Source organism: Shewanella sp. UCD-KL12 (assembly GCF_001957125.1).
GTDB lineage: Bacteria > Pseudomonadota > Gammaproteobacteria > Enterobacterales > Shewanellaceae > Shewanella.
In genome coordinates this window covers 332340-347290 of record NZ_MPHJ01000002.1, presented here as the reverse complement: position 1 = coordinate 347290, position 14951 = coordinate 332340, and the positions used below count along the sequence as shown (strand labels likewise).

Here is a 14951-nt window from a genome sequence, read left to right as displayed (position 1 = left end):
TATATAAGGGTTGGCTATCTACATTGAATAAGACGAACGCTATTGGAAAAGGATGGATAAATATCGCTATTTTCGTTCTAAGTAACGCAAACCTTATTATGAAAAATACGCAGCACATCACAAGATAAGCCACTTTCGACATTCTCTTCACACGAACCAAGTTAACTTCAGCGTTACAATTTTTGATAAAAGCCTTCTTTATCAATTCAATCAGCGTCCCTGACATTTCAAGGGAATCACGCATAGCACTTACAGCAGCTTTAGATAGGTAATAACCAGTGAGCACAAATCCAAAGACCTCAATGATTCACACAATAAGCACTCATAGAGCATCCCGCCTTTGGCTGCCACTAGCCACTATTAGCCTTGCTGTGATCATCTCTTTTGTCATTCACGCGAGCGCACCTGTCGCGCCCAGTAAGGTAGAAGTCATTGACTCTATCAATGTAGAAACTCTGCCAGTTAACCCCACCAGCTTCACCCCAAGTTACACCGCTTATGGCTCAGTAACTGCCATTGATACCTTAACCCTGACAGCACAGGTTGATGGGCAAGTCACATTCATCGCAGCAGACTTTATAGAGGGAGGGAGGCTTTCTCATGGAGAGATGGCTTTTAAGCAAGATGATTCAGATCTTCAAGCTGTACTTTCTCAACGACAAGCCGAAATGGAGATAGCCAGTGCCCAGCTAGCACTCGAGCTCGGCGAGCAGCGAATCGCCGAAAAAGATTATCAAATGATGCTCAAGGATTTTAATGAAAATGAATGGCAGATCGACCTTGAACTCCTGTTAAGAAAGCCGCAATTAATCAAAGCAAGAGCTGAGCTCATGATAGCCAATAACGCCCTTAGCATAGCCCGTAGAGATGTTGAACGTAGCCGATGGTACAGCCCACAAGACTATGCTGTCACTTCTAGGCTGGTCAGTCAGGGGGACTATTTAGCTAAAGGCGATAAGATTGCTCAATTAGTCAATATCAGCCAATTACGTATACCGCTCTACGTGCCTAGAGCACATGCTTTACAACTGAAACCAGGTCAGCTCGTCCAGCTTTACCAGCCCGACACCCAGCACACATATACCGCTGAGGTCAGTCATATTTTTCCTATGCTGGATAACCAATCTCAGCTTCAAAAAGTCTTTGCTCGCTACGTACCACAGCCAGAGAACCTAGTGCCACTCATTATTGGTGACTTTGTAGAAGCAAAGCTAATATTTCCAGCGGTGACAAACACCTTACGTGTCCCACTCTCGGCGTTAGACAATGACACCATTTGGGTGGTCACCCCAGAGAATACACTCAAACAAAAAGCCGCGGAGTCTATTTTTCAAGACGAAAGCCACGCTGTGATAATGAACAATATCGACGCTGAAGAGCAGCTAATAACCACCAAGATGCATATGCCTCAAGATGGCCTGACGGTTAACTTAGTAGGTACACACTAATGGATAAGTTAAGCCCAAATCAGCCTGCTCCTCTTAGCTCCCCGCTGAGTACTTTAATTGGCTGGATGATGGATAATCCGATCGCTGCCAATCTACTCACCTTGACAATACTCATGCTGGGAATCTACTCCTTTACCGATATCAGGCAAGAGACATCCCCCTCCTATAGCTTGGATGAAGTAGAGATCTCGGCCAGTTTTCCCGGCGCAACACCCAAAGATATCGCACAAGGAATTTTACTTCCGATTGAAAAAACCTTAGCTGAAAACAGCAATATTGACCGCATCATGGCGACTGCAGAGGAGGGAGAAGCCAAGCTAGTGCTCAGTCTCAATGAAGGGGTCGATGCCAATGCGGTCTTAGCTGATATTAAGAATGACCTAGATACCATAAATAGCTTCCCAGCAAGCATGGAGCCCTTAACCGTTGCACTCGCTGAGGAGCTAGAGCCCTTAATCGAGCTAGGCCTCTATGGCAACCTTGATGACCTAGCCTTAAGAGATGCGGCCAAACAACTCAAACAGCGGCTGCTCAGTGAGTTTGATATTGCCAAGATCACCTTAGCAGGGAGTGCTGAAGCTGAAATAATCATTGAAATAACCGAAGAGAAGCTGAATCAATATCAGCTGACACTGGATCAAATCTCACAAAAGCTAACCGCTTCAGTGACAGATGTTTCCGCAGGCAGCATCAGCACAGATGCAGGCGATATTCTTATCCGTACCTTAGGACAAAAAGAGCAGCTGGCACAATTTAGCCTGATCCCCGTTTACTCGGCCCAAGATGGGCCAGAGGTAACACTCGGTCAAATTGCTTCTATCAGTTTTGGTTTTTCACAAACTCGCGACCCTTTTTTAGTCAATGGCCAACCTGGCATCATGTTAGTGATCTATCAAGGTAAACAAACTAAGCCCATCGCTATAAGCGAGCAGGTACAGGACTATATCAGTCAGTACCAACAGTCTTTACCTTCAGGTGCAGAGCTCATCGTGTTAGATGATCAGGCACAGTCATTCAAACAACGTATTGAGTTACTACTTAGCAATGGCGTTGTAGGCATGATTTTAGTCATTCTGGCCCTCTCTTTATTTCTCGATATGCGATTGGCATTCTGGGTCTGCATGGGGATCCCGGTGGCCATCATTGGTTCACTCACATTGATGCCGCTACTCGATATTCCCCTCAATATGATCACCCTATTCGCCTTCATCATCACCTTAGGCATATTAGTGGATGATGCCGTCATAGTGGCCGAAAACATCTATCAAAAAATACAAGCGGGTGAAGAGATAAACCATGCGCTCAAAAGCGGCGCAAGGGAGATGGCCCTACCAGTGTGCTTTTCAGTAATAACTAACATTATTGCCTTCCTACCAATGTTATTTGTACCAGGGGAGCTCGGGGTGATGTACAAACCCATGACCTTGCTGATATTTGCAATCTTCACAGTGTCCTTGATTGAGGCCTTGTTGATTCTGCCACATCACTTAAGAGGGATTAAAAAAACGGGTAAACCAGGCTTAATCGGACGCATTCAGCACCTCAGCATGCAATCATTTGAGGGTCTACGTGATAAACATTATCGGCGACTACTGACAAACAGCCTAAACCATCCTTGGAGTGTAGTGGCACTGTTTATCTCAATCAGTTTAATCACATTTAGCTGGGTGAACTCCGGCAGAGTCGACTCGGGCTTTGTGCCAAAAGTTGAGTCTCAGCGCATAGATGCAGAGGTTGAATTCCCGGCTGGGACGGCTCTGAAACAAAAGCTCGCCACCATGAAAGTCATCGAACGTTCTGGCTTACAAGCTTTACAGCAACTTGGAGAGCCTGACAGTTATAAGCATGTCATGATGGAGATTGAGGCCAGCTCTGCATCGACCACCATTCAAATTGTTGCCGATACCGAAAGAAGCTACAACGCCAGGGAGTTTGTCGATGCTTGGCGAACTCAAATTGGTGAGCTTGCGGGTGTTAAATCACTCTTTTTCGACTTTGAAGTCGGTCCGGGTGGAGGAAAAGAGCTCTCTATCGAGCTTAGCGCTTCAAACAGTGCCGCCCTTGAGGCCGCAAGCTTTGAGTTGATGCAGCAATTACAGCAGATCAAAGGCGTTACAGATATAGATAGCGGACTGGTGGATGCACAGCAAGAATATACCTTAGCGGTTAATGATAGGGGCAGCTTACTGGGTTTTGACAGTGATAGTTTAGGCGCTATTGTGCGTAACACCTTCTATGGTGATGAAGTCACTCGTCAGATCCAAAGTAGCGATGAAGTCAAAGTGAAAGTCATGCGCCACCGCAGCGAACGCTATAAAGCCAATGCATTAGCACAATTACTTATCACGGCCCCTAAAGGTGAGCAGGTATTATTGGGCCAAGTCGCAACAATAACCCCCACTAATGCCGCCACCCAGATAACCCGAGTCGATGGCATTGAGCAAGTTGAAGTCAGTGCCAGCTTTATCAGGTCAATGGCAAGCGTGTCACTTATCACCACCCAGCTATCAAATGTCAATTTACCTGCACTGATGCTCAAGTACCCAGATGTAGAGATTGAATTAGGCGGTGATGCTCGCACCGAAAGAGAGGTCAATAGCGAACTGCTCACAGGTGTATTACTGGCACTATTTATCATCATTAGCTTCTTAGCCATCTATTTTAAGAGTACGCTTGATGCCTTACTGATCCTCAGTGTCATACCTTTGTGTTTAGCCGCCGCTATGCTTGGTCATATCCTATTGGGACACAGTTTCAGCGTGATGAGCTTGTTTGGCATGATCGCACTATCGGGCTTGGTCCTTAACGGCTCTTTTGTGCTGCTACTTGAGATAAAGCAGCAATTAAAACAGGGGGCTGATATACACCAAGCGATTATCAATAGCGGACTTAGGCGCTTTAGGCCTGTGGTTATCACCGCGCTGACAACCTCACTAGGTTTAGCCCCTATGTTATTTGAAACATCGACTCAGGCACTGTACCTCATCCCTATGGTCATCAGCTTAAGTTTTGGCAGCTTGTTTTCTATCGCAACAATATTAGTCTTTATCCCTGCCGTTTTCTTTATCAGTGAGACGTGGCACGCAAACAAGGCTTACCGAAGTAGCAAGCTCAGTCATGCATATTAAATAACCCCCACTAAGCGTTTGTGATGACTCAGTCTAAAATAGCGGCAAAAAGAGTAGTTTAAGTAGTTAAGTATCTCTGATTTTTATCAGCGACTTATGCCACTCTCATTTGCCAAGCCATAAGACTATTTACATGACTATTTTTATAACTGGCAGCCACCAAGCTCTCACAAACTCGTTACAGGTGTTTCACACAACAAGCTTAACTGGTATCTTTGCTGCGCATATTTAGAAAGGATACTCAAATGCCACAGCAAAAGTTCAGCCCACTGCAATTTTTTAAATCAATATCAGTCGCAAAAACCCTACCCATTTTTGCGATTATCATCGCTTTATTTAACTCCTACTTTATCGTCGTTGAAGGCCATGTCGGAGTAGTGAAGCGTTTCGGTGAAGCCAAAGGACAGGAAAACCCTGGGCTACACTTTAAGATCCCTTTTATTGAAACTGTTGAATCGATTGAAGTTCGTACTCGTAAAAATGCTGAGAAAATGGCATCTAGCACCAAAGAGCAGATGCCAGTGACAGTTGAAGTATCAGTGAACTGGACAGTCAACAAAGAAGCGGCCCTTGATCTATTCAAACGATATGGCGGGTTAACTCAATTTGAGCAACGTATCTTAGATCCTCGCTTTCGTTCAGCCACCAAAGATACCATTCCGCAGTTTGAAGCAGAGCAGTTAATTCAAGACAGAGCCAGTGCGATTCAGGGTATTGAGCGCCGCTTAGCTGAAGAGATGGAAGGCTTCCCCGTTGTCGTTGATAATATTCAAATTGAAAATATTATTCTTCCGCAAAAATACATCAACTCTATCGAAATAAAGCAAACTGAGAAAAACCTCGCCGCAGCCGAAGAGCATAAGCTTGAGCGTCAACGTTTAGAGGCCCTACGCGCAGTGAATACTGCCGATGCTAAAGCGAAAGGAATTTTAAAAATCGCCGAAGCTGAAGCTCAGTCTATTCTCTTGAAAGGTAAAGCAGAGGCTCAAGCTATTGAAGCCAAAGCTAAAGCCCTGAAGAATAACCCACTGATTGTTAAGCTGACCGAAGCCCAAAGCTGGGACGGCAAGCTGCCATCAACCATGATGGGTGAAGGCGTGATGCCAATTATGGATATCAGAGCGCCTTCGGCTAAATAGAAAGCCTTTAGCTAAGCTAAAAACCTTTAACTGAGTTAAGAGTCTTTAGCACATAAAAGCAACCAGACTCTAGTTCAAAAGCGGTAGATCAAAAACGGGAGCCCTATAGGCTCCCGTTTTAGTAAAATAGAGATGAGCTACGACTACAATACCTGAAGAACGTCTTCCATCGCTAGGCGCGACTTAGGTAGTTTAGCATTGTAATCTTCTGCCGAATGATGATAACCAATCGCCAGTGCAACCTCACAAACAAAACCACCAAGTTCATCTTTAAAGATTTCACCAATCAGCTCACTATCGACACCTTCCATTGTGGTCGAATCAATCCCCAAACGCGCTAACACATGTAATGTATTACCTAGTGCCAGATAAGTTTGCGATTTAGTCCAAGTTGACGTGTCACCAGTTTCGTCAGTATTTAGCTCTGCAAATGCAAAACCACCGAACGCTTGCTCTCTCTCTTCAGGCTTAGTACGACCATCCGCTATGCCTTTATCGACAACTTTAGCGTAATCTTCACGAGTATAAGCTGGGTTATGAGCAAACAAGATAACCTGTGATGCAGACTTAATATGTGGTTGATTAAATTGAAAGTTGTTAGCGAAGGTATCATGCATACGCTGTTTAGCTTCATCACTCTCAATCACAATAAACTTCCAAGGCTGTGAATTAATTGAAGATGCAGATAAACGCATTGCTTCATAAATCACTGCTAGGTCATCAGCAGAGACACGCTTAGAGGCGTCATATTTTTTCGCTGTGTAACGGTTTTCTAAATCAGTAATAATTGGATTAGTCATAATTGTCTCTACATCGTTCAGGAAGCCTATCGCTCCCCGCTGTTAATTGGGTCTTTCATTTGATGGTAGGGATATTAAGCTTAGTCTCTTACAATTTGTAGTAGGCAACCATTGAATCATTATCAATTTTTTTTTGGTAATGAACACGGCAAGCTCGCTTAACTTGTAACACGTTCGATTATAGAGCCAAGTAAGCTCAAGTACCTGCTTTAGTAAAACTTTGCTAACAATTATAACATTGACATTTTTTGATAGTGATAGAGTATGAGTTCGGTTAACAGCAACCCTTTAGCAAGGAAGAATATAAAAAAATGAAAAAGTCCTTAATTGCAATCGCATTGGCTGGCACCTTTTTAGCTGGCTGCGGCACCTCAGATGTCGATAAGACACAAACCCAAACAGAAGTTACAACAGCAGAAACTAAAGCAGAGCTTGGTAGTTTCGGTGTAGATTTATCTGCCCGTAATGAAGCGGTTAAGCCTGGTGATGACTTCTTTATGTATGCCAGCGGCACATGGTATGACAACTACATCATGCCTGCTGATAAAACCCGTTATGGGGCATTTACAGGCCTAGCTGAACGCAGTGAAAAGCAGGTTAAAGAGATCATCGATGATATCGCCAGCCGCAGTGACCTAAACGCCGAAGAGCAGCTAATTGCTGATTTTTATCAGGCATATATGGATACTGAGACCATCAACAAGCTGGGGATCACGCCAATCCAAGCTAGCTTAGATCAGATTGCGGCTATCAGCTCTACCGATGAATTAACCAAAGTTTTCGGTGGCGCATGGCTATCGGGTGCAACCTCTCCAATTTCTGGGGGCATGTGGTTTAACCGCCTTGACCCTAACCAATATGAGATGTCTATTGGTGCAAGTGGCTTAGGTCTACCAGACCGCTCTTACTACCTTGAAGACAGTGAGCGCTTTGTTAACATCCGTAATGCCTATGTTGAACATATCACTAAGATGCTGAGCTTTGCTGGCATCGAGAATGGTCAGGCAAAAGCTGAAGCGATATTAGCACTAGAGACTAAGATTGCTGAAGGACAGTGGCCAAGAGAGAAGCGCCGTAATCGCGACCTGACTTTAAACCAGATTAAACGTACTGATCTAGCAAAAGAGTACCCAGGTTTTAACTGGGATATCTACTTTGATGAAACTGGCTATAAAGTACCTCAACTTAACATCACTCAACCTGAGCCTATTAAAGCTATGATTGAGTTGGTCAATAATGAGTCATTAACGGTATGGCAGGATTACCTGACCTTCCACACTATCAGCAATAACTCAGGTCTTTTGTCTGAAGATATCCATGCTGCTAGCTTTGATTTTTATGGTAAAACGCTAAAAGGACAGGAGGAGCCTCGCCCTCGTTGGAAGCGCGCGGTATCTGAAATGTCAGGCACTCAGTCTCTTGGGTTTGCCATAGGCAAGGTATATGTATCACGTTACTTCCCAGAATCATCTAAGCAGCAGATGGCTGAGTTAGTCGAGAACCTACGTACTGCCTTAGGTCAACGTATTGATGGTCTAGACTGGATGGGCGATGAAACTAAGGTCAACGCACATGCTAAGCTGGCTGCCTTCAACCCTAAAATTGGTTACCCTGATGTATGGCAGGAGTTTGATGGCCTGGCAATGACCAAAACGGATCTCGTGGGTAATGTCCATAACCTACGTCAGTTCTTTAAAGCTGACAGCGTTGCTAAAGAGCTGAAGAAAACAGACCGTAATCGTTGGGGTATGACACCGCAGCGCGTTAACGCGTATTACAACAGCTCATTTAATGAAATCGTGTTTCCTGCAGCAATCTTGCAACCACCATTTTTTGATCCTAACGCCGACCCTGCTGTTAACTATGGTGGCATAGGCGCTGTGATAGGCCACGAAATGGGTCACGGTTTTGATGACCAAGGCTCTAAATCAGATGCTAACGGTATTCAGCGTAACTGGTGGACAGATGCCGACCGAGCCGCATTTGATGCTAAGGCCGACCAGCTTGCTGCTCAGTACAGTAAATACGAGCCAATCCCAGATAACTTCGTCAATGGCCGTAACAGCTTAGGCGAAAACATCGGTGATGTGGGCGGCCTTTCTATGGCTTATCATGCTTATAAGCTAAGCCTGAACGGCAAAGAAGCCCCTGTCATTGACGGTGTGACTGGCGATCAACGTTTCTTCCTTGCTTGGGCTCAAGTCTGGAAAGAGAAGCGCACTGAACAGAGCATGCTTAATCAGCTCCGTGGTGGCACACATGCCCCGGGCCGTTACCGTGCTCAAGCGCCACGAAATCATGATGCTTGGTACAAAGCCTTTGACGTCAAGCCAGGTGATGAACTTTATCTACCTGAAGATCAGCGTGTACGCATCTGGTAATAGCTAAAGGCAGGCTCACGCCAGCCTAGAATGATCGTAATACCAGTCGCTGTTTTGACTGGTATTGCTACCTCTTTGATAAATTAAAAAGGTCGATTTTTTCAATCTAGGTTTAAAAATAGCAAACTCGCCCCGATATCCTTTCTTATACCGGCTAAGTAATTAGGAATGATATGACTAACGAATACACCCCCGCAAAAGTTTGGACCATGGACAATGAAAGTGGCGGTCAATGGGCCAGCATCAATCGTCCCGACTCAGGTGCAAGGCATCTGCAAGCTTTACCTGTAGGTAAGCATCCGATACAGCTTCACTCTTTAGCAACGCCAAACGGCCAAAAAGTCACCATCATGCTTGAGGAGCTATTAGCTTTGGGCGTATCAGCTGCAGAGTACGATGCATATCAGATCAATATTGGCGATGGCGAACAGTTTTCTTCAGGGTTTGTCGATATCAACCCTAACTCAAAGATCCCAGCGCTCTCAGACAACTCAGGGGCTGAGCCTATCAGGGTATTTGAGTCTGGTAATATTTTATTATATCTCGCCGAAAAGTTTGGTTTCTTCCTTCCAAAAGAGCATGCACAGCGTACAGAAGCTATGAATTGGCTGTTCTGGCTACAGGGCTCGGCACCTTATCTGGGCGGTGGTTTCGGTCATTTTTATAGTTATGCACCAGAAAAGTATGAATACCCCATCAACCGTTTTGCCATGGAAACCAAGCGCCACTTAGATCTACTCGATAAGCAGCTAGCTAATAATGAATTTATCGCAGGTGAAGAGTACAGTATTGCCGATATGGCAATTTGGCCCTGGTATGGAAGCTTAGTACTTGGCAGACTCTACGATGCAGCTGAATATCTTGATGTCGAGAGTTACCCTCACCTTCAGCGCTGGGCTAAGCAGATTGATCAGCGTACAGCAGTTAAACGTGGAAGAATAGTCAATCGAAGTTGGGGAGAGGAGTGGGAACAGCTGTCTGAGCGCCATAGCGCAGCAGACATAGATGCAGTACTAAAGAAGCAGCCGTAGCTGCCCCTTGTTTAACGGTGTTTTCAGTTAAAGCGAAGCTTAATGTTTTGCTTTAACGCCGTTACGCACCATATCTTTACCAGTATCAAAGATCTCTTGGGTGATCCAACGGGCATGAAGCAGTTTATTATTGTTATCAAAAACTGCAACAAAATGACGGCCATCAGCGTTATTGGTTGCCATACCAACCCCAGCAACACCCTCTAAGCCTAAGCCACCATTTTCAACTGACAACAAAAATTGCTCTAGGTCTTTTAAGTTATCGATAACATCATGTTCGTTATTCATCTATCTATTACTCTTATCTGTTTATCTGGCTGCTAACAGCGCTGAATTATACCAATTGGTATAATTATTAATTGCCGCGTACTCTACAGATCATAGTAAAAAATTGAAACTCTCACTTGATAGAAGTCGCGGCTTAACAGTTAAAACATATTATTGAGTGCGATACCGACACCAACACGTGTTTGGCTATGATTGTAATCAATCAGACTATCGCCATAACCGTTGAAGAAGGTCACGTAGCCTTTTAGCTTGCCATAAAGTGGCGTAGTGAGGTTCACTTGTACCGCCCCATTACTGGTAGAGAAGTTTTGGCGCAGCTTTACACTCAGCTCATAATTGCCAAAATCGTAACCCACACCATACTCTGCATGGCCCATGTAATCGGCAATATCAGGGTTGTCGTCGCCACCAGACTCAAGGGGATCTGTTTTCTCATCTTCAGGCAGGCGATACCAAGGCCTGACAAACCAAACCAAATTCTCTTTTTCATAGATAAACTCGGCAAAAACACGGTTCCATGAGCGAGAAAGTGGCGATGAACGCCCATTAGATTGATGCTCAATACCAAACATTAAGCCGGTGTTGCCCTCATAAGGGTGCCAATCTAACGGCATCACATAGAAGAGTTCAGGGTTGTAGTTGGTCTCTCTAAATGGACTGGAGATATCATCGGCATAGACCTGCCACCAAGCTTCTATGGTAAAGGCACCATAAATTCTATCTCCCTCAACAAATAACGAGTTATAAGTCAGCGGAAACTTAAGGCTCAATTGAAATTTAGCTTCAATATCTTTAAGGCCTTCATCGAAGGGCTTGTCACTGCTATAAGCGTCTGGATTGATCTCACTGGTGGTATAAACCGGCAAGATATAGTTCATCTTGTGTGGCGTCAGCACAAACTCAGACTGCTCACTTTGGCGCTCCTGAACAATACGTTTACTCAAGGCGCCAGCTTTAGACTCTTTACCAAATATAGTAACTGTATCATCACGGGCAATAGAGACTTGAGCCTCACAGATCCCGCGGATCTCACCAAGTGTCATCTCATCGGTACCAATTTCAACTTGCTTGGCGATACAATCACTCATTGTTGATGCTTGAACTTGGCTAATACTCCCTAAAATGAGGGATACTATGCCTAACTTGTAATGTAAACGTGCCAAAATAAATTCCATATTATTGTGGAAGAACCCGATGAATAAGTCTGCCCCCCAAAAGTGATGGTAGGTTGTAGCAGTCCATTTTCAGAGTAGCTGTCCAGCTTATAGCTCTGGTCATAATAAATGAGTAAAGATTAGATGCCAACAAGCCCGCTATAAATTTAACAAACTACAAACCTGATGAAATCATCAAACTTTCCATAGAAACACGAAATTGAATGAGTGATACTGTCTGCATCAAGCATATGAAACATCTAAGGAAAGAAGCATGTTTAAGAAGTTATTAGCGAGTGTAGGTATCGGTAAGGCGAAGGTTGATACCATCTTGCTCAATGATCAACTGCGCGCCGGTGAACCATTTGCCATTGAGGTTGTTATCAAAGGCGGAGAGGTCGAGCAGGAGCTTAATGGCCTAGAGTTCGCCATTATGGCTGAAGCTAAAGCCGAGAAAACTGTGGGTGATGACGAGGTCAAATATAATAAAAGTGTGGTACTACAAAGTTGGCAACCTATGCTGAAACAGACAATACAGCCTGGTGAAACAATCACTCGGCAGTTTAATCTAGATCTACACCCTGAAGCGCCTGCTACAAGCCTCTTCGGTCAGCGGATCGCTAAAGTCTGGCTGCAGACAGGACTAGATATTAAAAATGGTATCGATGGCAGTGATAAAGATCCACTGACTATTGTCCCATCAAATACGCAATTAGCGGTGCTAGAGCTAATAGAAAACAGCGGTTATCGACTCTTTAAAACCGATCTGGAAGCAGGTTATGTGCGTGCCAACGAGTTCTCATCTCACCTGCCCTGTTATCAGGAATACGAGTTTAAACCTGAGTCACGTTCCTTCTTTGGTACTAAAGAGCTGGAAGTGACCTTTGTCGATAATGGCGAAGAAACGGGTGTACTTATCGAAATAGACAGAGCTTTTAGCGGTGATGGTTACCGCAGTATATCCATCCCGAATCATTGTGATAGCCTTGATGCCGTTAGGCCATATGTAGAAAACTTACTCTCTTAAACTAAGTCATTATTTAAAAAAATGCTCGCATAGACAACACTATGCGAGCATCCATTTTTAGCTATGGCGAAAACTTACCAAGAGGCTTATTCAGGCTCCATCTCATTGGTAATTTGTTCTAAATTCACCACAGAGACTCTTGCATCACTTGATAGTGCATCGAGTAAAGCCGATAGCTCCATATCTTGTGGTGCTTTAACGATAGCAAGCTTGCCTTTGGAAAACTCAATCTCTAATCCATGACTTTTGGCTATCTCCTCAATATCGGCATTATTTTTAAGCGACAAAAAGAACTTGCCATTTAAGGTTGCGACATTCGAAACTTGACCACCTTTAATCATGTCTCCGGCAAACAATTCAACCGGACCGAAGGCAAACTGTTTCATCGAAGGGTCGGCACTTGTCTTAGATTTAGCCTGATCTTTAACAACTTTCTGGAACTCTTCACCCTGTAGGTAAACGGTGCCAACTGAAGAGTAGGCTTGCTTCTCAACAACAGGTAACTCTTTAGTCACAGACGCTAAGACTTGACTAGACATGGCTAAAGTCGCCATTAAAATTATTGCTTGTTTCATTGTTTAGTCCTCCTCGTGACCAATAAAGCGTAGTGACCAATTGTTAATAATACCTGGGCTAGTATTGTTCGCAGGACTAACATTTTCTACAGGGTAAAAGACAAAGTCTCCATCGCCTTCACCACCTGTGTCAACGACCTTCAACGTCCAATCACCTTCTGCCTCTTCGCCATAAAAATGCGTTGAAGATAGCAGCTTATTGACGTAACCATCACCACCAAAAGATTGGCCATACATGCCATTTCTTGGTGTCATGAGTACGCTTCGGGTTCCTTCAGGAGAGATAAGCTCAATCGCTAAATCAGTCACCCTTGGATGATCTATGGTCAATATGACTTCAACCCCTTCGATAACAAAATCATCAAGATCGACTTCTTGAGAGGTCATGCCACCGTTTGGATCAACATCAGGCACAGCAACATTAACTGACTGATCATGCCACTGACTGACTAACTGAGGCGGAAGTTTAATATCTTCTAAATCATCCTCATCCGCATCAATCACATACGATACAGCCTTGCTCACATTAGGGCGGCCTAAACCGTAAAACAGGTGATAGTTAAACCCTGCATCGTTTTTCTTCCAACCATCGATCGCTGGGTATTCAACCAAGTTACCGTTAGCATCAGTAAAAGTTAACGTTACCCCTTTATTACTAGGATCCGTCTTTTTAGCCGTTAACGCCAATACATGCTTAGCATCACGAGTTGTTAGGTGAGGATTGGCTGACATCACAGCCGCAATCGCGCCAACCATACTCGGTGCAGCAGACGAAGTACCATTCATGACACTGGTGTAGTTACAATCTGGATCATCAACTGTGCCACCATGAAGCCCATTGTCACCTAAGCCTTCAGCATCATTAAAACCACTATCGCAACCCATTAAATCTGTGGTTACCATAGCTGGTGAATCTGAACCATATTCACCACCTGTAGCGGTCATAAAGACATTGGCGCCCACAGTTGAATAGCTAGAGCGTTCACCGTTTGCATTAATCGCACTCACCGTCGTGCTCCAGTGAGTCGCTTTACTGTTGGTCATATTACTATTTTGCATTGGCAAACCATGATTACTCACCTCTACATCGAAGTAATCACCCGGCAGGAAGTAATAGCCAGAGAAGCCATAGTAGTTATATGAGTTACCCGCTGATGATACGAAAGCTGCACCACGACCGCCATTACTGTTCGTCGCCACATCTTCCATCACAGTCATTTCGATGGCCAGCTCAGGATCATTTTCAAGTTCAAACTTAGGTACGAATAGGGCTGATGAACCATAACTTTGGTTAAATAATTCTGTATCTTCAGTGCCTTCACCATAACCATGAGAAAGTAACCAAGAATTCATACTCTGCTCAGAAAGAAAGTTAAAGCCATTAATGCCAGCGTTAGGCGCAATTCCTCGAACGCCTTCAGAGTTAAACCCTACTGCAGCAATAATTCCTCCCACAGCTGTACCATGGCCATGCGTATCTTCTGGATAGTCACCACCAGTAATTAAATCCATAGAACCTGGAACAACATTATCGGCCAAATCTATGTGATCAATTTGCAAACCTGTGTCTACTACCGATACTTGAACTCCTTGACCAAGTGCACCTTTCTTGTGCGCTTTTTTCGTGTTCAAATCGTTGCCAGCTTTGCCACCACTTTGTGAAAAAGCTGATTGGCCAGTATTCTTCAAGTGCCATTGGTGCTCATACAGGGGATCGGATTCTCCTGCATAACTTGCAGTAGATAGCATCAGCGGTAGAATCGCTGCGCTACATTTAGTTAATTTAAGCGTCATATTGTTTCCTTTCATTTTTATTAATTTTCCCTAACCCCTACAACTAAAGTGTTACACAAATGTTAACAACTAGAGGGTCGCACTAACAAAATACACGCAAAATAGTATTTTTCAATTGTATTTCTTATGAAGGCAGGATAAAGACGTAAAAAAATCAATACAAACTCTTGTACGAAAATACTGATG

General features: G+C 44.1%; 11 protein-coding genes. 6 read left to right on the top strand and 5 right to left on the bottom strand.

Annotation, left to right across the window (positions count from 1 at the left end; genetic code table 11):
- Nucleotides 1-302 precede the first annotated feature (302 nt).
- From BM736_RS07580 to BM736_RS07570, 3 genes are all read left to right on the top strand, one after another.
- Nucleotides 303-1448: an efflux RND transporter periplasmic adaptor subunit gene (locus tag BM736_RS07580; protein ID WP_076410508.1), complete on the top strand. Its 1146-nt coding sequence runs from the start codon at nt 303-305 to the stop codon at nt 1446-1448.
- Complete coding sequence (locus BM736_RS07575) at nt 1448-4576, top strand: efflux RND transporter permease subunit (RefSeq protein WP_076410506.1); 3129 nt, start codon at nt 1448-1450, stop codon at nt 4574-4576. Before BM736_RS07580 ends, BM736_RS07575 begins: the two co-directional genes overlap by 1 nt.
- A gap of 245 nt (nt 4577-4821) precedes the next feature.
- Nucleotides 4822-5715: a prohibitin family protein gene (locus BM736_RS07570; RefSeq protein ID WP_076410504.1), complete on the top strand. Its 894-nt coding sequence runs from the start codon at nt 4822-4824 to the stop codon at nt 5713-5715.
- A 143-nt stretch (nt 5716-5858) separates the two neighbouring features.
- On the opposite strand, the gene BM736_RS07565 is transcribed toward BM736_RS07570, so the two are convergent.
- A complete protein-coding gene (locus BM736_RS07565; RefSeq protein ID WP_076410502.1) occupies nt 5859-6515 on the bottom strand; it encodes a nitroreductase family protein in 657 nt (218 codons plus the stop codon).
- 311 nt (nt 6516-6826) lie between these two features.
- Between BM736_RS07565 and BM736_RS07560 the strand changes: the two genes are divergently transcribed.
- Both BM736_RS07560 and yghU read left to right on the top strand, forming a co-directional pair.
- Nucleotides 6827-8896 carry a M13 family metallopeptidase gene (locus BM736_RS07560; protein WP_076410500.1) on the top strand — a complete coding sequence of 690 codons (2070 nt, stop codon included), beginning with the start codon at nt 6827-6829 and terminating at the stop codon, nt 8894-8896.
- A gap of 173 nt (nt 8897-9069) precedes the next feature.
- Nucleotides 9070-9927 carry a glutathione-dependent disulfide-bond oxidoreductase gene (yghU, locus tag BM736_RS07555; RefSeq protein ID WP_076410498.1) on the top strand — a complete coding sequence of 286 codons (858 nt, stop codon included), beginning with the start codon at nt 9070-9072 and terminating at the stop codon, nt 9925-9927.
- Between the two features lie 39 nt (nt 9928-9966).
- Here the strand turns inward: yghU and BM736_RS07550 are convergent, their stop codons facing one another.
- The gene (locus BM736_RS07550; protein ID WP_076410496.1) at nt 9967-10215 is read right to left on the bottom strand and encodes a hypothetical protein; all 249 of its coding nucleotides are present in this window, start codon (nt 10213-10215) and stop codon (nt 9967-9969) included.
- Between the two features lie 140 nt (nt 10216-10355).
- Nucleotides 10356-11390 carry a phospholipase A gene (locus BM736_RS07545; RefSeq protein ID WP_076410494.1) on the bottom strand — a complete coding sequence of 345 codons (1035 nt, stop codon included), beginning with the start codon at nt 11388-11390 and terminating at the stop codon, nt 10356-10358.
- Nucleotides 11391-11643: 253 nt separating this feature from the next.
- On the opposite strand from BM736_RS07545, the gene BM736_RS07540 reads away from it, so the two are divergent.
- A complete protein-coding gene (locus BM736_RS07540) occupies nt 11644-12396 on the top strand; it encodes a sporulation protein (protein WP_076410492.1) in 753 nt (250 codons plus the stop codon).
- Between the two features lie 86 nt (nt 12397-12482).
- Here BM736_RS07540 and BM736_RS07535 read toward each other — a convergent pair whose 3' ends face one another.
- Together BM736_RS07535 and BM736_RS07530 are read right to left on the bottom strand one after the other, a co-directional pair.
- Nucleotides 12483-12971, bottom strand: a complete 489-nt coding sequence (locus BM736_RS07535; RefSeq protein WP_076410490.1) for a hypothetical protein — start codon at nt 12969-12971, stop codon at nt 12483-12485.
- 3 nt (nt 12972-12974) lie between these two features.
- Complete coding sequence (locus tag BM736_RS07530) at nt 12975-14765, bottom strand: S8 family peptidase (protein ID WP_076410488.1); 1791 nt, start codon at nt 14763-14765, stop codon at nt 12975-12977.
- Between the last annotated feature and the right edge of the window lie 186 nt (nt 14766-14951).